22 protein-coding genes are annotated in these 18,249 nt (G+C 69.1%); 13 read left to right on the forward strand and 9 right to left on the reverse strand.

Annotated elements, in window-relative coordinates; genetic code table 11:
- Positions 1 to 25: 25 nt before the first annotated feature.
- The 9 genes from ACGFIS_RS14585 to ACGFIS_RS14625 all read left to right on the forward strand — a co-directional run bounded on the left by ACGFIS_RS14585 (position 26) and on the right by ACGFIS_RS14625 (position 8,431).
- On the forward strand, positions 26 to 1,030 hold the full coding sequence (locus ACGFIS_RS14585; RefSeq protein WP_392911318.1) for an MCE family protein: 1,005 nt from the start codon (positions 26 to 28) through the stop codon (positions 1,028 to 1,030).
- Positions 1,030 to 2,025 (forward strand): MCE family protein, encoded by a 996-nt coding sequence (locus ACGFIS_RS14590; RefSeq protein WP_392911320.1) that lies wholly within the window; start codon positions 1,030 to 1,032, stop codon positions 2,023 to 2,025. The genes ACGFIS_RS14585 and ACGFIS_RS14590 overlap by 1 nt, the downstream gene beginning before the upstream one ends.
- Positions 2,022 to 3,146 (forward strand): MlaD family protein, encoded by a 1,125-nt coding sequence (locus ACGFIS_RS14595; RefSeq protein ID WP_392911323.1) that lies wholly within the window; start codon positions 2,022 to 2,024, stop codon positions 3,144 to 3,146. The genes ACGFIS_RS14590 and ACGFIS_RS14595 overlap by 4 nt, the downstream gene beginning before the upstream one ends.
- On the forward strand, positions 3,146 to 4,411 hold the full coding sequence (locus ACGFIS_RS14600) for an MCE family protein (RefSeq protein ID WP_392911325.1): 1,266 nt from the start codon (positions 3,146 to 3,148) through the stop codon (positions 4,409 to 4,411). The genes ACGFIS_RS14595 and ACGFIS_RS14600 overlap by 1 nt, the downstream gene beginning before the upstream one ends.
- Positions 4,411 to 4,980 carry a hypothetical protein gene (locus ACGFIS_RS14605; protein ID WP_392911327.1) on the forward strand — a complete coding sequence of 190 codons (570 nt, stop codon included), beginning with the start codon at positions 4,411 to 4,413 and terminating at the stop codon, positions 4,978 to 4,980. The genes ACGFIS_RS14600 and ACGFIS_RS14605 overlap by 1 nt, the downstream gene beginning before the upstream one ends.
- Positions 4,977 to 5,483 (forward strand): hypothetical protein, encoded by a 507-nt coding sequence (locus ACGFIS_RS14610; protein ID WP_392911329.1) that lies wholly within the window; start codon positions 4,977 to 4,979, stop codon positions 5,481 to 5,483. The genes ACGFIS_RS14605 and ACGFIS_RS14610 overlap by 4 nt, the downstream gene beginning before the upstream one ends.
- A gap of 16 nt (positions 5,484 to 5,499) precedes the next feature.
- Positions 5,500 to 6,009: a hypothetical protein gene (locus ACGFIS_RS14615; RefSeq protein ID WP_392911331.1), complete on the forward strand. Its 510-nt coding sequence runs from the start codon at positions 5,500 to 5,502 to the stop codon at positions 6,007 to 6,009.
- 9 nt (positions 6,010 to 6,018) lie between these two features.
- The gene (locus ACGFIS_RS14620; RefSeq protein ID WP_392911333.1) at positions 6,019 to 6,612 is read left to right on the forward strand and encodes a hypothetical protein; all 594 of its coding nucleotides are present in this window, start codon (positions 6,019 to 6,021) and stop codon (positions 6,610 to 6,612) included.
- A 118-nt stretch (positions 6,613 to 6,730) separates the two neighbouring features.
- Positions 6,731 to 8,431 (forward strand): GMC oxidoreductase, encoded by a 1,701-nt coding sequence (locus ACGFIS_RS14625; RefSeq protein ID WP_392971035.1) that lies wholly within the window; start codon positions 6,731 to 6,733, stop codon positions 8,429 to 8,431.
- A 6-nt stretch (positions 8,432 to 8,437) separates the two neighbouring features.
- On the opposite strand, the gene ACGFIS_RS14630 is transcribed toward ACGFIS_RS14625, so the two are convergent.
- From ACGFIS_RS14630 to ACGFIS_RS14665, 8 genes are all read right to left on the reverse strand, one after another.
- A complete protein-coding gene (locus ACGFIS_RS14630; RefSeq protein WP_392971038.1) occupies positions 8,438 to 9,616 on the reverse strand; it encodes a hypothetical protein in 1,179 nt (392 codons plus the stop codon).
- A 45-nt stretch (positions 9,617 to 9,661) separates the two neighbouring features.
- Positions 9,662 to 10,147, reverse strand: a complete 486-nt coding sequence (locus tag ACGFIS_RS14635) for a hypothetical protein (protein ID WP_392971041.1) — start codon at positions 10,145 to 10,147, stop codon at positions 9,662 to 9,664.
- Between the two features lie 15 nt (positions 10,148 to 10,162).
- Positions 10,163 to 10,642, reverse strand: coding sequence for a nitroreductase family deazaflavin-dependent oxidoreductase (locus ACGFIS_RS14640; RefSeq protein WP_392911342.1), 480 nt, complete (start codon positions 10,640 to 10,642; stop codon positions 10,163 to 10,165).
- A gap of 98 nt (positions 10,643 to 10,740) precedes the next feature.
- Positions 10,741 to 11,334, reverse strand: coding sequence for a TetR/AcrR family transcriptional regulator (locus ACGFIS_RS14645; RefSeq protein WP_392971044.1), 594 nt, complete (start codon positions 11,332 to 11,334; stop codon positions 10,741 to 10,743).
- 255 nt (positions 11,335 to 11,589) lie between these two features.
- Positions 11,590 to 12,351: a hypothetical protein gene (locus ACGFIS_RS14650; protein ID WP_392911347.1), complete on the reverse strand. Its 762-nt coding sequence runs from the start codon at positions 12,349 to 12,351 to the stop codon at positions 11,590 to 11,592.
- Between the two features lie 10 nt (positions 12,352 to 12,361).
- Complete coding sequence (locus ACGFIS_RS14655) at positions 12,362 to 13,408, reverse strand: hypothetical protein (protein WP_392911350.1); 1,047 nt, start codon at positions 13,406 to 13,408, stop codon at positions 12,362 to 12,364.
- Positions 13,409 to 13,799: 391 nt separating this feature from the next.
- Positions 13,800 to 13,985 (reverse strand): DUF397 domain-containing protein, encoded by a 186-nt coding sequence (locus ACGFIS_RS14660; protein ID WP_392971047.1) that lies wholly within the window; start codon positions 13,983 to 13,985, stop codon positions 13,800 to 13,802.
- Positions 13,982 to 14,791: a helix-turn-helix domain-containing protein gene (locus ACGFIS_RS14665; RefSeq protein WP_392971050.1), complete on the reverse strand. Its 810-nt coding sequence runs from the start codon at positions 14,789 to 14,791 to the stop codon at positions 13,982 to 13,984. The genes ACGFIS_RS14660 and ACGFIS_RS14665 overlap by 4 nt, the downstream gene beginning before the upstream one ends.
- 109 nt (positions 14,792 to 14,900) lie before the next feature.
- Between ACGFIS_RS14665 and ACGFIS_RS14670 the strand changes: the two genes are divergently transcribed.
- The 4 genes from ACGFIS_RS14670 to ACGFIS_RS14685 all read left to right on the forward strand — a co-directional run bounded on the left by ACGFIS_RS14670 (position 14,901) and on the right by ACGFIS_RS14685 (position 16,820).
- The gene (locus ACGFIS_RS14670) at positions 14,901 to 15,350 is read left to right on the forward strand and encodes an ATP-binding protein (protein ID WP_392971053.1); all 450 of its coding nucleotides are present in this window, start codon (positions 14,901 to 14,903) and stop codon (positions 15,348 to 15,350) included.
- Positions 15,351 to 15,466: 116 nt separating this feature from the next.
- A complete protein-coding gene (locus tag ACGFIS_RS14675; protein ID WP_392971056.1) occupies positions 15,467 to 15,700 on the forward strand; it encodes a hypothetical protein in 234 nt (77 codons plus the stop codon).
- 296 nt (positions 15,701 to 15,996) lie between these two features.
- Complete coding sequence (locus tag ACGFIS_RS14680) at positions 15,997 to 16,305, forward strand: DUF1778 domain-containing protein (RefSeq protein ID WP_392911361.1); 309 nt, start codon at positions 15,997 to 15,999, stop codon at positions 16,303 to 16,305.
- An 11-nt stretch (positions 16,306 to 16,316) separates the two neighbouring features.
- Positions 16,317 to 16,820, forward strand: coding sequence for a GNAT family N-acetyltransferase (locus ACGFIS_RS14685; protein ID WP_392911363.1), 504 nt, complete (start codon positions 16,317 to 16,319; stop codon positions 16,818 to 16,820).
- Here ACGFIS_RS14685 and ACGFIS_RS14690 read toward each other — a convergent pair.
- Positions 16,756 to 18,195: a hypothetical protein gene (locus ACGFIS_RS14690; RefSeq protein ID WP_392971059.1), complete on the reverse strand. Its 1,440-nt coding sequence runs from the start codon at positions 18,193 to 18,195 to the stop codon at positions 16,756 to 16,758. The two genes, ACGFIS_RS14685 and ACGFIS_RS14690, sit on opposite strands and share 65 nt — an antisense overlap.
- Positions 18,196 to 18,249 lie beyond the last annotated feature (54 nt).

Here is an 18,249-nt window from a genome sequence, read left to right on the forward strand (position 1 = left end):
CGTCAGACGGCCGCGGCTGAAACCCGTGCGGGAACGGAACCCGGTCGCCGTCGCGGTCGTGTCGCTCACGCTGGTCATCACGGCGGGGCTGCTGGCGTTCAACGCCAAGAGCCTGCCGGTCATCGGCGGCGGCACCCGCTACACCGCCGACTTCAGCGAGGCCGCCGGGCTGCGTCCCGGCAACGAGGTCCGCGTCGCCGGGGTGAAGGTCGGCGAGGTCACCGGCGTCCGGCTGAACGGCGCGAAGGTCACCGTCGCGTTCCGCGTCCGCGACACCTGGATCGGGAACGCCAGCACGGCCGCGATCGCGATCAAGACGCTGCTCGGCGACAAGTTCCTCGCCGTCGACCCGCTCGGCGCGCACGACCAGGACCCGGACCGGCGGATCCCCCTCGACCGGACGACGTCCCCCTACGACGTGACGGAGGCGTTCCAGGACCTCGCCGGGACGGTCGGGCGGATCGACTCCGCGAAGCTCGCCGCGTCGCTCGACGCGATCTCCACGACGTTCTCCGGTACGGCGCCGAGGGTCCGCAAGGCCCTCGACGGCATCTCCGCGCTGTCGAAGACGGTCTCGTCGCGGGACGCGGAGCTGGCGCGGCTGCTCGCGGGCACCCGGCAGGTCAGCGGGACGATGGCGGACCAGAGCGCGAACGTCGAGGCGCTGCTGCGGGACGGGAACCTGCTGCTCGGCGAGATCCGGCGCCGCCGCGAGGCCGTCCACGCGCTGCTGACCGGGACGCAGGCGCTGTCCCGGCAGATCGTCGGGCTCGTCGACGACAACCAGGAGCAGCTCGACCCGACGCTCCGCGCGCTCGGCCGCGTCACCGACCTGCTGCAGAAGAACCAGGACAACCTCGACAGGGCGCTGAAGACGGCCGGCCCGTACACGCGGCTGCTGGGCAACGCGCTCGGCAACGGCCGCTGGATGGACGGGTACCTGTGCGGGCTCGTCCCGAAGGAGTACCTGCCGAAGGGCAGCACGCCGCCTGAGAAGGGCTGCATGCCGCAGAAGAAGGGCGGGCAGTGATGTTGCGCAGGCTGGGCGTGCCCCTCATCGCGGCCGGGGTCGCCGTCGTCGTGGCGGCCGCCGTCGCGCTGGTCGTGGCGCAGCGGCCGGACGGCACCCGGATCACCGTCTACTTCACCACCGCGGTCGGCGTCTACGCGGGCTCGGACGTGCGCGTCCTCGGCGTGAAGGTCGGCACGGTCGACTCCGTCCGCGCCGAGGGAACCCAGGTCAGGACGGTCATGACCGTCGACCACGGCGTGGATCTCCCGATCGGCGCGAAGGCGGTCGCGGTCGCGCCGAGCCTGGTCGCCGACCGGTACGTCCAGCTCACGCCCCCCTACACCGGCGGCCCGGCGATGACGAGCGGCACCGTGATCCCGGCCGAGCGGACGGCCACGCCGATCGAGCTGGACCAGGTCTACGACAGCGTCAAGAAGCTCGCGGCCGAACTCGGCCCGGACGGGCTCAACAAGGACGGTGCGCTGTCGCGCCTCCTCGAAACGGGGGCGGAGAACCTGCGGGGCAACGGCCGCGACATCCGCACCACGACGGAGCGGATGGCGCAGGCGGCGAAGACGCTGTCGGGTTCGCAGCAGGACCTGTTCGCCACGGTCCGCGGCCTGCAGACGTTCACGACCATGCTCAAGACCAACGACGGGCAGGTCAGGCTGGCGGAGCGGCAGCTCGCCGACGTGGCGGGGTTCCTCGCCGCAGACCGGCACGAACTGGACGCGGCGCTGAAGGCCCTCACCGTCGCGCTCGCGCGGGTCAGGGTCTTCATCCACGACAACCGGGCGCGGGTCTCCGCCAACGTCGGGAAACTCGCCGAGATCACCCAGCTGCTGGTGAAGCAGCGCCGGTCGCTGGCGGAGGCGCTGGACGTCCAGCCGCTCAACGCCACCAACATCCTGAACGCCTACGACCCGGAGACGCGGACGCTGATGGGACGGCAGAACCTCGGTGAACTGCGCCCGCCGCTGCCGGTCGCGGGCGCGCGAAGGGCGGCGCCATGATCGGCCGGCACCTGGCCTGTGCGGCGCTCGCCGGCGCGACCCTCGCCGGCTGCGGATTCTCCGGCGTCCAGAACCTTCCGCTGCCCGGCGGCGCCGACCTCGGCGACCACCCGTACACGGTGAAGGCGCGGTTCGCGAACGTGCTGAACCTCGTCCCGCAGTCGGCGGTGAAGGTCAACGACGTCGCCGTCGGGCGGGTCGTGGAGGTCGCGCTGCCGGAGGGCGGCTGGACGGCCGAGGTCACGATGAAGGTCAACGGCGACGTGAGGCTGCCCGCGGACGCCTACGCCGAACTCCGCCAGTCGAGCCTGCTGGGGGAGAAGTTCGTGCAGCTCAGCGACGGCCCGTCGACCGTCCCGCCGGGCGGTACCGAGCCGGGCGGAACAGGGCCGGGTGGAACAGGGCCGGGTGGAACCGGGCCGGGCGGTTCGCAGCCGCCCGCGAGCACCGGCACGCTCGCGGACGGCGCGGTGATCCCGCTGTCGCGGACGAACCGGAACCCGGAGGTCGAGGAGGTGTTCGGGGCGCTGTCGATGCTGCTGAACGGCGGCGGCGTCGCGCAGCTGCGCACCATCACCGTCGAGCTGAACCGGGCGCTGGGCGGCAACGAACCGGAGGTCCGGTCGCTGCTGGAGCAGGCACGGAAACTCATCGGCGACCTCGACGCGAACAAGAAGGGCATCACGGACGCGATCGACGGCCTGAACCGGCTGTCGGCGACGCTGCGCGGACGCAAGGAGCAGATCGGCATCGCGCTCGACGACCTCGAACCCGGCCTCGCGGTGCTGGCGGAGCAGCGGGGCGCGCTCGTCCGGATGCTGAACTCGCTGGACGATCTGTCGCGCGTCGCGGTCAGCACCGTCCAGAAGAGCAAGGACGACCTGATCGCCGACCTCCGCGCCCTCGAACCGACACTCCGGAAACTCTCCGACGCCGGAACCGACCTCCCGGACGCGCTGCAGGTGCTGCTGACGTATCCGTTCACCGATGCCGTCCTGCCCGCCGTGAAGGGCGACTACCTGAACGTGTACCTCCAGGTCACCGCACGTCCCGGCACCGAGATCATCCCGCCGATCGCGCCGCTGCCCCCGGCGGGCCCGGCCCGGACCCAGGAGGACTGATGCTCACCGTCGGCACCCGGATCAAGAACCTCGTCTTCGTCGTCATCGGCGCCCTCGCCATGGGCTACGTGGGGCTCAACTACGCCGACCTCGGCGGATACGTCGGATACCGCGACCACTACGTCGTCCAGGCCGACCTCGCCGAGGCCGGCGGGCTGGCGGAGAACGCCGACGTCACCTACCGGGGCACGTCGGTCGGACGCGTCGGGGAGCTGCGTCTCGCCGGCGACGGCGTCATCGCCGACCTGAAGATCAAGAAGTCGGCGCCGAGGGTCCCGGCGGCCACGCGGGCCGTCGTGGCGAACCGGTCGGCGCTCGGCGAGCAGTACATCGACCTGCGGCCCGCGACGAGCTCCGGCCCGTACCTGGCGGCCGGGTCGGTCATCCCGCGCGCCTCCACGACGACCCCGGCACCCGTGACGGACCTGCTGACCAGCGTCAACGACCTCGCCGCGTCCGTCCCGACCGACGCGCTGCGGGCCGTCATCGGCGAACTGGGGCAGGCGTTCGCCGGGCAGGGACCGAACCTGCAGGTCCTCCTGGACAGCACGCGGAGCCTCACCCGCGCCGCGAACGAGAACGCCGGCCCGACCACGTCGCTCATCGTCGACGCCGAGACCGTCCTGCGCACGCAGAACGAGGAGGCCGCCGCGCTGAAGTCGTTCGGACGGGACGCGCGGCTGTTGTCCGAGCAACTCCGGAAATCCGACCCGGCGTTCCGGGAACTGGTATCCACCGCGCCGGGCGCGGCGGGAGAGTTCCGGGCGCTGATACGCGACCTGGACCCGTCCCTCAGCGTGCTCATCGCCAACCTGCTGACGACGTCCGAGCTCATGGCGCCCCGGTCGGACGGGCTGGAGCAGCTCCTCGCCAAGCTGCCGGAGGCGGTCGCGGCAGGCCGGTCGGTCGTGCAGGACGGGAAGCTCGACTTCGGGATGGTCACCACGTTCTTCGAACCGACGAACTGCACGTCCGGTTACGGCGGGACGACGTACCGCAACGGCCTCGACACCTCGCCCGGCCCCGCGCTCAACACGGCCGCCCGCTGCGCGCTGCCGCCGTCCAGCGGCGTCAACGTGCGCGGCGCGGGCAACGCTCCGCGCGGCCCCGTCCCGGTTCCGGCGCGCCCCGGATCTGTGCTCGGCGGCGGCCCGTCCGTAACCGGGGCGGCCGACGCCGGGCTGCCCGGTGCGCTCGCCTTGCCGGATTTGCCGCCGGGCCCGTCCACCATGAGCGGGCTGCTCGGCGTCCAGGGAGGACGCTGATGGCCACGACCACTGAACGGGAAACACACCCGGCCGCCCGCGCGAAGCACCGGCGTCGTCCGCTGTTCGCCCGCTGGGGCCTGGTCGGGTGGGCCGCGATCCTCGCCGCCGTGCTGTTCCTCGGCTGGTCCGCCTGGACGGTGTGGCAGGACGACCCGTCCGCGCGGATGGTGCCCGAACAGACGCGCGACCTCGTCCTGCGGAGCGCCGGGCAGCAGATCGCGGCGCTCAACACGATGAACCCCGCCGAGGTGGACGCCGGTCTCCGCGCCTGGCTCGACGCGTCCACCGGCCCCCTGCACGACCAGCTCAAGCGGGACGAACCGCAGAACCGGACCACGATCGGAAAATCGCGCACCACCGCCGCGGCGACCGTGACCGGCGCCGCCGTCACGTCCCTCGACGTCCGCGCCGGGAAGGCGAAGGTCATCGCGTCCGTGCAGGTCGAGCTGACTCTCCACGGGGGCTCGCCCACCCTCCAGCGCAAGCGGTTCGAGGCCGGGACGACCCGCACCCCGTCCGGCTGGAGACTCGAGTCGCTCACCGCGATCCCGGTCGGTGCCCGATGAAGCGGCTGCTGATGCTCTACCGCCCGTTCACGGTCGCGCTCGCCCTCGCCTTGTCCGCGGCGGCACTGGGGCCGGCGGCGGAGGCGTTGCGCGACGACGAGAACCCGCGCGACCGCGCCGTCCTGGACGAGGTGGCCACCACCGAGGTGACCGGCGACGTGTCCACGGCCCTCGCGAAGGTGTTCACCTACGGGCCCGGCGGCCTCGCCGCCACCGAGCAGGCCGCCTCGCGGGAACTGTCCGGCTCCGCCCTCAGGCAGTACCGGCAGATCTTCGGGCAGGTGAAGAAGCAGGTCCCGGCCCAGCGCGTCACGCTGGCGACCCGCGTCGTCCGCGCCGGGGTGATCTCCCTGACCGGGGAGAAGGCCCGCCTCCTGGTGTTCCTCGACCAGACCGCCACCCGCGCCGGCGAGCCCGCCGGGACGCCCGCCGCCGCCCAGCTGATGGTGACCGCCCGCCGCGACCACGGCCACTGGACGATCACCGACCTGAAGTCCGTCTGACGCCGGAGGCCCGCCCATGACCGACGACACCGTCCAGCGGACGGCGACCGTGCTGCTCGTCCTCGCCGCGCTGTTCGCCGCGTGGGCCGGATGGTCCTGGTACACGGCCGCCCACGACGACGCCCACGCCTACTCGCGGACGCGCGACACGGTCCTGCAGGCCGGGGAGCAGGCCGTCCAGAACCTCAACACCCTCGACTACCGGAACCTCGGCCCCGGCCTGCAGACCTGGCAGGACTCCACCACCAGCGACCTCTACGAGGAGATCACCCGGGGCCGCGCCGCGTTCGAGGAGCAGGTCACGAAGGCGAAGACGGTCACCAGGGCGCGGGTCCTGGACGGCGCCGTCGCCGAACTGGACCGGCGCTCCGGCAAGGCCAGGGTGCTCGTCGCCGTCGAGATCACCCTCACCCCGCCGGAGGGCGACCCCGTCGTCAAGCAGAGCCGCCTCATCGGCGAGCTCACCCGGACCCCCGCCGGCTGGAAGCTCAGCGACCTCGGCCAGGCGCCGACCGGCACCATGTGAGGAGACGCCATGGCCGCACAGACCACACGCCGCACCGCCTGGCGGCGCGCCAACGCCGCCTGGTGGCGCGCCGGCGCCGCCCGATGGCGTGCGAACGCGGCATCTCCCATCGCGCTCGGCGTCGTCGCCGTCGTCCTCGCCACGTTCGGCGTCTGGGCGCTCCGGCAGGCGGACGCCGTGCGCGACGACCCGTCCGCCCGCAACACCGCCCTCACCGACGGCGCCGCCACCAGCGAGGTCAAGGGCGCCGTCGCCGACATGATCGGCAAGGTCTTCTCCTACAACTACACCGACCCGGCCCGTACCCGGGACGCCGCCCGCGCCGCACTGACCGGCGACGCCGTCCGCCAGTACGAGGCGATCTTCGGGAGGGTCCGCGCCGAGGCGCCCGAGGCGAAGACCGTCCTCAGCACCCGCGTCACCGACAGCGCCGTCACGTCCCTCCACGGCGGCCGCGCGGAGGTGCTCGTCTTCGCCGACCAGCGGACGACCCGCACCACCGACGGCACGAGCACGAACGCCCCCGCGATGCTCACCGTCACCGCCGTCCGCCGCGGCGGACAATGGAGGATCACCGCGCTCGACACTTTCGCCGACCGCTGACGGCACGTTGTCACATGGTTGATAAACGACTGGCCGAATCGTTGCTTGGGGCCCATGGCGCGCGACCGAAACAGAGGGCCACACTCAGGTGCTTCGCTCCCGACGAAGGTGGTGTGCGGTGAACGGTGACGCCTACGACTTCGACGTGATCGTGGTGGGCTCGGGGTTCGGCGGCAGCGTGTCGGCGCTGCGGCTGGCCGAGAAGGGCTACCGGGTCGCCGTCATCGAGGCGGGACGCCGCTTCGACGAGAAGACCCTCCCGAAGACGTCCTGGCGGCTGCGCAAGTACGTGTGGGCGCCGCGCCTGGGGATGCGCGGGATCCAGCGCGTCCACCTCGTCGGCGGCAAGGCCGGTGTGCTGGTGCTGGCCGGCGCGGGCGTCGGCGGCGGCTCCCTGGTGTACGCCAACACCCTGTACGAGCCGCCGCGGCCGTTCTTCACCGACCGCCAGTGGGGCCACATCACCGACTGGCAGGACGAGCTGAAGCCGTACTACGACCAGGCCCGCCGGATGCTCGGCGTCACCGTCAACCCGCTCGTCACCCCCGCCGACGAGGCGATGAAACGCGTCGCGGACCGCATGGGCGTCGGCGACACCTACCACGCGACCCCGGTCGGCGTGTTCTTCGGCGACAAGCCCGGCGAGGACGCCGACGACCCGTACTTCGGCGGCGCCGGCCCCCGCCGGACGACCTGCACCGCCTGCGGATCCTGCATGATCGGCTGCAAGGTCGGCGCGAAGAACATGCTCACCAAGAACTACCTGTACCTGGCCGAACGCGCGGGCGTCGAGGTCGTCCCCGACACCACCGTCACGTCGCTGACGCCCCTGCCGTCCGGCGGCTACGAGGTCGCGACCGAGCACACCTCGCCGCTGCGGAAACGCCGGAGGAAACTCACCGCCGAACACGTCGTCCTCGCCGCCGGAACCTACGGGACGCAGCGGCTCCTGCACCGGATGCGCGCCGCCGGCCGCCTCCCGGACCTGTCACCCCGGCTCGGCGAACTGACCCGCACCAACTCCGAGGCGCTCCTCGGCGTCGAGCGCATGACGGTGTGGCACCGCAAGAACGACGTCGACCACAGCACCGGCCTCGCCATCACCTCGTCCTTCCACCCGGACGAGAAGACCCACATCGAACCCACCCGCTACGGCGCCGGCAACAACGCGATGGGCGTCATCCGCACCCTCCTCGTCGACGGCGGCGGCCCACCCCGCTGGCTGAAGTTCCTCGGCCAGGCCGCCCGGCACCCCACCATCATCCTGCGCGGCCTCTCCCTCAAGGACTGGGCCAAGCGCACCGTCATCGCGCTCGTCATGCAGACCGCCGACAACTCCATCACCATCAACGAGAAGCGCGGCCGCCTCGGCCGCCGCAAGCTCGTCGCACGACAGGGCGATGGGGAACCCAACCCCACCTGGATCCCCGTCGCCCACGACGCCGTCCGGATGCTCGCCGAGGAACTCGACGCCACCCCCGGCGGCACCTGGTTCGACCTGTTCAACATCCCGACGACCGCGCATTTCATCGGCGGCTGCGTCATCGGGGAAACTCCGGAAACCGGCGTCATCGACCCGTACCACCGCGTCCACGGCCACCCGGGCCTGCACATCGTGGACGGCTCGGCGGTCACCGCGAACCTCGGCGTCAACCCGTCCCTGACCATCACCGCGCAGGCCGAACGCGCGATGGCCTACTGGCCCAACCGCGGCGAGAAGGATCTGCGCCCCGACGCCGGCTCACCGTACCTGCGCGTCGAACGGGTCATGCCCAACGCGCCCGCCGTCCCCGAGGGCGCCCCGGCCGCCCTCCGCTGACCGGGCTCAGTCCGCGTCGCCGGGTTGCTCGTCGTCCTCCTGGCGGGGACGCCGGGTGGCCTGGTGGACGCGGACGGCCAGCAGCGCACGGGCGAACCGGGCGGCCAGTTCACCGTCCATCAGCTCGGGGACCCCGCCGAGGGCGATCAGCCCGCCGGGCTTGGCGGTGACCGCGCCGGACTCGCCGACCGCGATCCCCCGGCCGTCGCCGAGTTCCTCGACGGCCGGCAGGTCCAGCGCCGACCGGATCGTGTCCTGCAGAGCGCGGACGGTGGCGGCGTCCCGGGTGATGCGGATCTCGGCGTCGTCCGCACGCGCCTCGGCCCGGTCGGCGCGGGCCCGCTCGATCTCGATGCGCGCGTCGGCCGTGTCGGCGAGCTGCTCGGCGCGGTCGGCGCGGCCGGCCTGCTCCACGGCGCGCGTCTTGGCGGTGTCGCGCTCGATCGTCAATCCCGCGATCTCACCCTGGACGACGCTCAGCTCCGCCCGCAGCCGCCGTTCGGTCTCCGCGGCGGCCTCCAGCCCGGAACGCGCCTCCGCCAGCTCGGACCGCGTCCCCGCGAGGTCGCTCCGCGCCGCGGCCAGCGCGGTCTGCTCGGCGGCCAGCCGCGCGGCCAGGTCGTCGCGTTCCTTCTCGGCGTCGGTACGCGCCTGGTGCTCACTGCTCCACGCCGCCTCGGCACGCTTGCGCAGCCCCTCGGCATGGGCGGCCTCGTTGGTCGAGGTTGCGCGGGCCTGCTGGGAGGCGCCCGCCTCCTTCCAGGCGTTCGCCTCACTCTCCTGCGCCGCCGCGATGCTCACCTTCGCGGCGGCCAGCCCCTTGTCGAGTTCCTCGCGGGCGTCGGCGGCCTCCTGGATCGCCAGGTCGGCGCGTGCCTCGGCCTTCCGCGTCCGCTCATCGGCGTCGGCGGTCTCCTGCCGTGCACCGCGCGCCTCGGCCAGTGCCTTCTCGGCGCCGTCGACGGCCTCGCGTACCTCGCCGTCCAGCCGCCCGCCCAACGCGGCGGCGGTCTCGGTGAGCTGACCCACCAGCGCGGCGAGCCGCTCGACGTCCTGCCCCAAGGCCCTGACCTTCGCGGCCCGCTCCTCGATCATGACCGCCTCCGGCGTCCCGTCGTCCTGGTCGACCGGCACCCGGAGAGGCGCCGTCATGATGTCGGCGGCAGGCTGCTGATCTTCGTGCACGGGAGCATCCTAGTGAAAACGCCCCGATTTGCACCGCTCGTCCCGTCATCGCGGCCACTCATGCACGATGCGCCCGGCACACCGCAGGAACGCCGACCGCAGCAGACCCTTCCCCCGCAGCCGCTCGAAGACCTCGAAGTAGCGGCGTTCAAGGTCGTCCCACCGGTCGAACTCCTCCCACCCCTCATCGGCCACACCGAACCCCCACCACAACTCGCCCCGCTCCGCGTCCGTCTGCCAGTTGCCCACCATCGGCCGCTTCCACCGATCCCGATGGACGGACCGGAGCAGGTCGACCGGCGCCTCCGCCGACTCCGGCACGAAGCACTGAAGACCGCCGCCGTGATCGTTGAGGTACAGCCGCCCGCACCCGGTGCACTGCCACATGGACCGGCTCCACTCCCGCAGCCGCTCCTGGACATCCCCCTCGTGGACGTCATCCCAGTCCATATCGGAGACGAAACGGGCCTTGTACGGGAGGAAGTCCGTCTGATCCAGGATGAGCTCGCCGCACGAACACCGAATCTTCACCGACTCCTCCTGTGATTACGTGCGCTGCGTCGGGGTGAATCGCACGAACGGGATGTGCGTGCCCACCTCGCGGTAGTCGTCCACGCCGCCGTCGACGGCGAAACCCATGAGCTTGCACAGCCGGCGCGCGGCGGCCGGGTGGGCCGTCGCGTACCGGGCCATGATCTCGGCGCCCTCGCCGGTCTCGATCGGCGCGGCCGCCGCCTGGACGACCTTCCCGCCGACCTGGATGGTGACGTCCGGTGTGGCCATGACGTTGCGGTACCAGTCCGCACGCGGCCCGAACCCGGAGGCCGCCACGTATCCGTGTTCGTCGTACTGGACGACCTCGATGACGACCTGTCGTCGCAGGCCCGAGACGCGGCCGGTGTGGTTGAGCAGCATGACGCGGCGTCCCAGCAGCGGTCCGAGCCCCATGCGGTAAAGCCGGATGGGGAGCCGCCACAGCCTGCGGCGCAGCCCGGTCGGCGGCTCGGCCCTCTTCACGATCTCCATGTTCATTCCTTTCCTTGCGGGGCGAGAATGCTCGTCGCGCCGAACCGGCGGCGCAGCACGGACGCGAAGACCGATCCCGCCACCGCGGATGAGAACCCTCACCGGTCGTCCTCCAGCAGCTCGCCCACCGCGGACAGCGCCTCGCCGACGGGAAGGTCACCATCGATCATGTGGTGCAGCATCAGCCCGTCGATCGACGCGGCGATCAAGGTGGCCACCCCGGTCAGCCGCTCCGGCGGCCAGCCGGGACGCACCGCCCGCAGCCGGTCCGCGAGCTGAACGCGGGCCTGGCGAAGCCCGTCGCGCAGCACCGCGCCCAGGGCGGGATCGCGCGTGGCCCCCGCGATCAGCTCCGCGGCCAGCCGGGTCGTCCGCTCGTCACCCGGCGTCTCGGCGATCATGCGCCGCACCATCACGAGCGCCGACCGCTCGTCCGGGGCACTGAGAAGCCCGTCGACCAGCGGGTTCATGATGAGGTCGGTGGCCCGCCGGAAGATCGCCGCGTGCAGCCCGGTCAGGCCGCCGAAGTGATAGTGGATCAGCCCCGGGTTGGTGCCGGCCCGTCCGGCCACGGCCCGCGTGGTGACGCCGGGCCACCCGTCCTCCCCCAGGAGCGCGACACCGGCCTCCACCAGCTCCTCGCGCCGCCGGTCTCCACGAGCAGAATTTGGTCGATCGGCCAAGTTGGTCATACGGCCAAGATATCTCAAGGCGCGCACTCCCCGGTGGTGCCGGACCAACCTGTTGTGGGGTTCTACCCGCCGGCCGATCCGCCGAGCCGCAGCCGTTCCCCCGGCCGACACCGCCCCGGTTTCCTTCGGCTGGCACGCTCGGACGCTGTTTATCGTGGTCGTGACCGGCCTGGTTCGGATTCACCTGAGTGAGGACCAGAGCGAAGCCCCAGGCATGAGGACGGGGCGGCGCGTATAGCGAACGTGGCCGATATATCAATCCGGTCGTTGCAGTTCGGCGAGGAGTAGTTCGGCGACGAGTTCAACCGTCTCGTTGTCGATCTCGCGCCCCTCGGGAATCGCTCTGATTTTGCGAAGGGTCTCGGACTTCTGTTCAACGAACCATCGATGGGCGTGCAGAGTCGCATCCCGGGCTATCTGTGGCTCCGTCGAGCCGAGCTGGGCGCGTGTGATCGGACCCGCCTGAGAGTCGAGTGTTAGTCGAACGATATCGAGAAGATCCGTTCCTTCCTTGATACTGGGCCGGTTCATGACCGCCTGTAGCTTCATCGCGACCAATGGTCCCGGTAGTGCGACCCGGACCTGCACCGCATCACTCGTTGTACCACCTGCCACGTCGACGATCTGGATTCTCATTGATGTGGCCGATTTTGCTCCCCAAGCATGGGCCATTACGTGCAGGCGATCGTTCGGATCTGCTGGCAGCGGGTCCAACTCGTGCTCGGCGACTTCTAGGATGTCAACTCTCACCTCACCCGCCGATGTGGGGATCAGGACCCCCGCAGGCGCTTGTGACTGCGCACCAGACTCGAGGAGAACCTCCAACTGGGACTTCTCGTCGCCGGAGCGCAGGTGCACCGAGTCCAGATCACTGGTGACCCGGTATGCCTGACCGAGTCGACAGATGACCGCCAAGCCGCCCACGACCGTGACAGGCCTGCAGGTGCGCGCCTCTACCTCAGGGATCGCCCGCACGATAGCTGTCATTGACGTGCCAACGAGGTTGACGTCCGGCACGCATGGACCGTCACCAGACACGGCGCCAGGGCCTCGGAGGTTCCCATGTCTGGAGAATTTCGCTGCCGCGCCCGGGGTCGCCGGCCAAGTCGAGCGCGACGAACAAAGGGTTCGTCAGCGGCCAGTGCTCATCCGCCAGATTTCGGGCAGCGGGGTCGATGCGTCGGTCGCAGACCATTGGAACTGGAGCGACTTGGATGGTGGCCTGGCGTTGCGCCGAATCCGCTGCCCTGCCCAGGAGTTGGAGAGCCCTGCCCAGCACAACCGATGTCGGGACGTAGAAATCAGGGGGGTAGTCGCTACGCACCCCGACAGGAGCACCGTAATGGGCGGCAGCGAGGGTGTCTGTCATGGCCCACCCTGAACTCGATTCCACATCGTCCAGTCCCAGACGAAGTGCTGTGTTGACGGAACCGGCGCCTGGCACTGGCAGGGACGCCAGGGCCGCCTTCTTCCTGGGCCACAGGTCGGCGACCCGCCAGAACAGGTCTCGGGCGTTGACCATGCCTTGGGCGTCAATCAGTCCATCATCGCGGAGTGCTGCGAGGATGTCCGAGACGGTACTTGCAGATCGACCCAGTTCGCGCGCCATACGTCGCACGGTCGGTCGCTTGTCGGGATCAAGCAGGATCTTGCAGGCGACTTCGAGTCCGACTACCCCGGACAAGGCGCGATGGCGCCCAGGCCGCTTCCTCAACGGAAGAACAGCGGTGTCGACAAAAACGCCAGGGCCGGTCAGGTGGAGATGTCCTCGCAGGTCGAGCCATCCCCACCCATGCTGTCTCAGTAAGGCTCGCGCACTTTCGACGATCGTGTCCGCGACCAGGACCGGGAGAACGTCGGACCGCGTCAACTGAGCCTGCCATCGTGGAAGGCGCCGCGAGAGGTCTGCGGAAGTGACCGTCCGAGCACGCTTGAGTTCGACCCTCAGCGTTCGCCCCTGAAGATCAATGAGGATGTCGGAGCGCGTATCGCCTCGCACATGCTCTTCCACCGACTCCAAGCCGACCTCCCTGAGGGCGTCCGCGAAGACGTCCACCAATTCATCGTCGCGCATAGCCGCTATCCTAGTCGTTCGCTGTTCGGTGTGAAACGAACAGCGAACACCAGGACCATGGATGAGTGGGCTGGTCCAGCTGCTCCTGAGGAGGCGGTCCCCTGGGTCTGCTCAGATCCAGCAGTCGTCGGAGGTGACGGGCACGGCGGGCGGATCGGGGACTTCGCGTAGTCCTCGTCGAACCGGGCGGCGTTGTGCGGTACGAGGCCGGCAAGGCATGCGTCGCCCCCCGCCGCCGACGAGGCGGCTCCTTCGCGCAGCGTTCTGTCGCGCGAACCCCGACACGGTGCTGGGGGCAGGTGTTATGCGCAGTGGCCCGGCAACGCATGGGTACGCGCTCGTTCCCTAGTGTTTCGTCCCGCCCGGCCTGCGCCAGGCGGGTGAATTCGTCTCAGACGTTGAGTTCGTCTCGCTTGGCCTGACGGAGGAGGGTGGTGAAGGCGTGGGGGGTGAGGGTGAGGGCGCCGGTCTTGGGTGCCTTGCTGTCTCTGATGGCAACGCCCTCGGGGAGACCTGCCACCTCTACGCAGGCACCGCCGGTCTCGTCGCTGTGACTAGATTTCCGCCAAGTGATCATGTAATCAGACCTCGCATGTGTTCCACCAGCGTCCGGGACTGGTCCTCGGGGAGCGCAAGTGCCCCAATCTCGTCGTACTTTACGCTGAACTCGCATATTTCAGGCGGGCGTTCGACGAGCCTCCCCATACGTCCGGCCTCCATGTAGACGATCTCTGTCTCACGCGTGGTCATGATGAATAGCGATCCGCTCACCCCAGGCCATCCTGCTGAGACAGGCAGGACTCGCAGGCTGATGCGGTCGAGCCCCGATACCTGCAACAGGTGATCAAGCTGGCCGCGCATCACCTCGGGGCTTCCGACCTGCCACCACAGCACCGGTTGCGCGAGCACTATCCAGAGGTGAGGTGGGTTTGGCTCATGTAGGCGCTGCTGTCGTCTCATGCGGTCCTTGACGGCGGTTTCGATGTCGTCCACGACTCCGCCGCGCCGGAACAGCGCGCGGGCGTAGTCCTCGGTCTGGAGCAGTCCGGGTATCACATCGGAGCTGTAGTTCTTGATCGATGTGGCCGTCTGCTCGTACTGCAGGAAGGAGCCGACACGCGGGCGGTCGTGGCCTTCCTTGGCGTGTTCGGCGAGGGAGGTCAACAGGTGCGCGGTGTCCCACGCCTCATCGAGCGGGGCGAGGTTCGCCACGGAGGGGCGGCGGCGCCCGGCCTCCCAGTTTGAAACATGTGAGCGGGACGCGCTGGCCACGTCACCCACCTGCTGGCACGTCCAACGGTGGTTCAGGCGGAGATTCCGCAGTTGAACTGCCACGAGGTCCCACAAAGAGGACCGTGGATCGAGCGAGTCGTGGCTTTCCATTGGTAGCTCCCGGGAGATCTCTTGTTTTCTGTGTGGTTGAAAGTGTGGCCAATGTAAAACGGCAATCGCAGTCTTGTCCCGGAAACGAGCAGGTGAAGGGGCAGGTGAGATGGGGATCAAAGCCGTTAATTCGGGCGAACTGGATATGTCATGTCTGGCGGCTGGGACGACGTCGGGGTTGGTGCGGACGTTGGTGGAGTTCCGGCTTGCCGAATGGGGGCTTCAGAAGATCGCCGGAGATGTTCTGTTGATCGCCGGGGAACTCGTTGCCAATGCGGTGGAGAGCACTCCGGATCGGGTGATGCGGGTCAGGTTCACGCGGGAGGCCGGCGCGGTCGTGCTGGCGGTGTGGGACTCGTCCGATGAGATGCCGGTTGTTCGGCCGGTGGTGGAGATGACGCTGGACGATGTCGTCCCGGACGCTCGGGCGCTCGACGCCGACTACGACGACGGGACGGGCGGTTGGGGTCTGCCTCTCGTCCAGGCGCTGTCGGCTGACTGCGGGGTGCGCAAGACCGAGCCGTCCGGCAAGTGGGTCTGGTCGGCGATCTCGTGCTGAGTGGGCGTCGGGTGGAGCGGTTCGCGCTGTGGTGGCGGACACGGCGGGGGCGTCGCGTCGCCGTCCGATACCTGGAAGTGCTTGCGCTCGCGGTCAAGGCGCGCGGGTGGCGGTGCGTGAAGTTGTACGGGCGCGAGTTCCCCAGACCGCTGCTCTGGGTCTACGCCAGTGGGGTCGCGGAGGACGTCGGGGTGGTGGTCTGTGTGCGAGCCGTCCCCGGTGAGATGTGGGCCTACCACGATGTCCAGCGCGGACGGGCCGGTTACCTCTTCCCCTGCGGCGATGCGAAGGCGGCTGCGGAGCAGGTCGATCTGCTCCTGAAGCACCGCATGTTCCCTTCCACCTGGTGACTCAGGTCATCAGGCGGCGGAGGCGGCGGGCGTTGCGGCGGATCGGGGACTCCTGCAGTGCCGTTTCCGCGAAGGCGAGCGCCGCTTCGGCGCCGGCCCGACGGTAGGTGTTTACGGAGCGGTGAGCCTGAAAAGGGCAGTGGTCATGGCTCAGGTGGTCCGCCACGTCATCGGACGAGGCCGTCCTGCTCCGGATGGCCACCGGCACCGTGTGCGTACATGGTACATACACCCCGGTTGCTCTGTACATACGTTGTGTGTACTCTGGGAACTCGATGGCTACGGAGGAGTGACCCATGTCCAGCCACGATGGCGATCCTGGGACGGATGCTCGGCACGCTCGGGAGACGCGGCTCAATCTCCGTGCGAGCGCACGGCAGGACACGCTCATCCGGATGGCCGCGCAGGCCACGAACAAGACAGTGACCGCCTTCGTCCTCGACAGTGCGAGCGCCGCAGCGGAGCAAGTGCTAGCGGACCGTCGCTGGTTCATGCTCGATGATGCGGCGTGGAACGCCTTTCAGGACGCCTTGGAGCGGCCGGCCATCGTCAAGCCGCGCCTGGCGGAACTCCTCTCCGAGGAGCCCGGCCTCTTCGAGGACTGACGGGCGACGACATGTTCTCGAAGATCAGTAAGTTGACGGCGCAGGACGACGTCGACGCTTTCGACTGCGGACAACCCGACCTTGACGACTGGCTGAAGAGGTTCGCGCTGGTCAACCAGAAGGCCGGGATGTCAACCGTGTTCGTCACCTCGTCCGAGGACGGGGTCGTGGGCTACTACGCGCTGGCGACAGGTGGTGTTGAAAGGGCGGACGCCCCAGGCCGAGTCGTCCGGGGCGTTCCGGCCCATCCCGTCCCGGTCATTCTGCTGACGCGGCTGGCCGTGCACTCCGGCGTCCAGGGCAAGGGGCTGGGCAGGGCGATGCTCAGGGACGCGCTGGTGCGAGTGGCGAACGCGGCCGAGGAGATCGGTGTGCGCGCCTTGTTGATCCATGCCAAGGACGACCGAGCCAAGGATTTCTACCTGCGGCATGCGGAGTTCGAGCCGTCGCCTACAGATCCGCTTCATCTGTTCCTGCTGTTGAAGGATCTGCGGAAGAATCTTGCTGCTCGGTGAAATGAAGGCTCGCTAGCCTTTCCATCCAGGGACCATTTTTGACGTCCTGTGACGCTTCGATGTCCGCCCCAAGGCGAATGATCCACCGGTGCATCGAGGTGGTCTCGATGTTCCAACCTTCAGCACCCCTCACCCAGAGGTAGGCCGTCCCTGTTTCGGGCTCCACATAAAGGGCCTCCGTGCACGTTTCAAGTGCTTGAGAGGTGTTTCCGAGGATGGCTTCGGCGAGCGCGAGATTGCACAGCGTCACCCGGGGGGATAGCTTTTCTCTCGCCAAGACGTCTTTGAACAGCGTTCGTGCTCTCTCGGGTTCATCCGGGAGGAGACAGAAAGCATAGTTCTGCTGCAACACAAGGTCGGATGGCTTGAGCCTGCGAGCACCATCCATGAGAGCGGCCGCCGCCCTACGCTGCCCCTCCATCAGGAGAGCCACGGCCTGGGTTGTCAGCGAACTCATCGTCGCCGGATCGATGGAGTCGCCATCGACCACGGCTCTCTCTGCGAGTTCGGCGGTGACTTCCTCTCGCGACAGCGTCCGTTCGTCCAGGACTTCGGTGGGGAGATCGGATTGCCAGGAGCCTTTGAGGAACGTGTATTCCTTCTTCAGTGACTCAAGTGACCACTGGCCGAGGTACGTTTCGGTGAACCTTTCGACGATCCACGTCCAGGACTCGGCCTCCTCGCCCACCGATGTCGGCGACGGAGCCTCCGGCCACCGCTCAGGCAGCCTCCAGCGAAGCAGGTCTTCGAGAGGGGCGGTTTCGAGCCAGGCGCTCAGACGCCGGGCACATCGCCCGAACAGGGCCGCCTCGATGTAATAGCCTGGGGAAACCGGCTCATCGCTACCGCGCTTGAAGAACGCCCGCCACTGAGTGAACTGCTCGGCGTTCCTTCGCGGCTCGTCGGAGCTTTCTAGAATCTCCAGCCAGCCGGAGATTGTCAGTTTTATGGTTTTCGCGACTCCTCGGCGCACGAGTTTTTCGGGATCGAGGCCGCGACACCCCAACGCCCCCAGGGCCGACGTGGCGTCGATGAACCGCCGCAGGTTGAAACTTCCGTCCTCGCGCAAGGGATGTGTTCGCGCGACCTTGACGACGACCTGGAGGAGTGACGAGGTGTGCCACAAGACGTCGGGTGTGAGACCGATCTCGCTGAGAAGCAGCTGACGGGCGTCGAAGGACTGGACCTTCAACTCGGAAGGGGCGCGACCGCGCCTGAGTAGGAACGCGAGCACGTCTCGGCACTCTTCTCGGCACGTGAACTCGCCGTCCCGTTCGACGGCGTATGGACAGTCGCGATGCCTGCTTGCGGGGTCACAGGCATCGATGTACCGCGCGAGTGAAACGATCTTCAGATCAGCGCTGGAGAAACCCATCGGACCATTCTGTCAAGGCGCCTATGACCTTTGGGGCAAAACGGTGCTCTCTCC

Origin of the sequence: Spirillospora sp. NPDC048824, from assembly GCF_043198455.1 — a bacterium.
GTDB lineage: Bacteria > Actinomycetota > Actinomycetes > Streptosporangiales > Streptosporangiaceae > Spirillospora.

Bases quoted from the DNA above. Each gene is read 5' to 3' on its own strand.
- ACGFIS_RS14595 (WP_392911323.1), top strand. From the start codon at position 2,022: ATGATCGGCCGGCACCTGGCCTGTGCGGCGCTCGCCGGCGCGACCCTC.
- ACGFIS_RS14640 (WP_392911342.1), bottom strand. From the start codon at position 10,642: ATGGAGATCGTGAAGAGGGCCGAGCCGCCGACCGGGCTGCGCCGCAGG.
- ACGFIS_RS14655 (WP_392911350.1), bottom strand. From the start codon at position 13,408: ATGCGCGACGATGAATTGGTGGACGTCTTCGCGGACGCCCTCAGGGAG.
- ACGFIS_RS14605 (WP_392911327.1), top strand. From the start codon at position 4,411: ATGGCCACGACCACTGAACGGGAAACACACCCGGCCGCCCGCGCGAAG.
- ACGFIS_RS14620 (WP_392911333.1), top strand. From the start codon at position 6,019: ATGGCCGCACAGACCACACGCCGCACCGCCTGGCGGCGCGCCAACGCC.
- ACGFIS_RS14660 (WP_392971047.1), bottom strand. From the start codon at position 13,985: ATGATCACTTGGCGGAAATCTAGTCACAGCGACGAGACCGGCGGTGCC.
- ACGFIS_RS14590 (WP_392911320.1), top strand. From the start codon at position 1,030: ATGTTGCGCAGGCTGGGCGTGCCCCTCATCGCGGCCGGGGTCGCCGTC.
- ACGFIS_RS14680 (WP_392911361.1), top strand. From the start codon at position 15,997: ATGTCCAGCCACGATGGCGATCCTGGGACGGATGCTCGGCACGCTCGG.
- ACGFIS_RS14610 (WP_392911329.1), top strand. From the start codon at position 4,977: ATGAAGCGGCTGCTGATGCTCTACCGCCCGTTCACGGTCGCGCTCGCC.
- ACGFIS_RS14685 (WP_392911363.1), top strand. From the start codon at position 16,317: ATGTTCTCGAAGATCAGTAAGTTGACGGCGCAGGACGACGTCGACGCT.
- ACGFIS_RS14600 (WP_392911325.1), top strand. From the start codon at position 3,146: ATGCTCACCGTCGGCACCCGGATCAAGAACCTCGTCTTCGTCGTCATC.
- ACGFIS_RS14645 (WP_392971044.1), bottom strand. From the start codon at position 11,334: ATGACCAACTTGGCCGATCGACCAAATTCTGCTCGTGGAGACCGGCGG.
- ACGFIS_RS14665 (WP_392971050.1), bottom strand. From the start codon at position 14,791: ATGGAAAGCCACGACTCGCTCGATCCACGGTCCTCTTTGTGGGACCTC.
- ACGFIS_RS14615 (WP_392911331.1), top strand. From the start codon at position 5,500: ATGACCGACGACACCGTCCAGCGGACGGCGACCGTGCTGCTCGTCCTC.
- ACGFIS_RS14670 (WP_392971053.1), top strand. From the start codon at position 14,901: ATGGGGATCAAAGCCGTTAATTCGGGCGAACTGGATATGTCATGTCTG.
- ACGFIS_RS14690 (WP_392971059.1), bottom strand. From the start codon at position 18,195: ATGGGTTTCTCCAGCGCTGATCTGAAGATCGTTTCACTCGCGCGGTAC.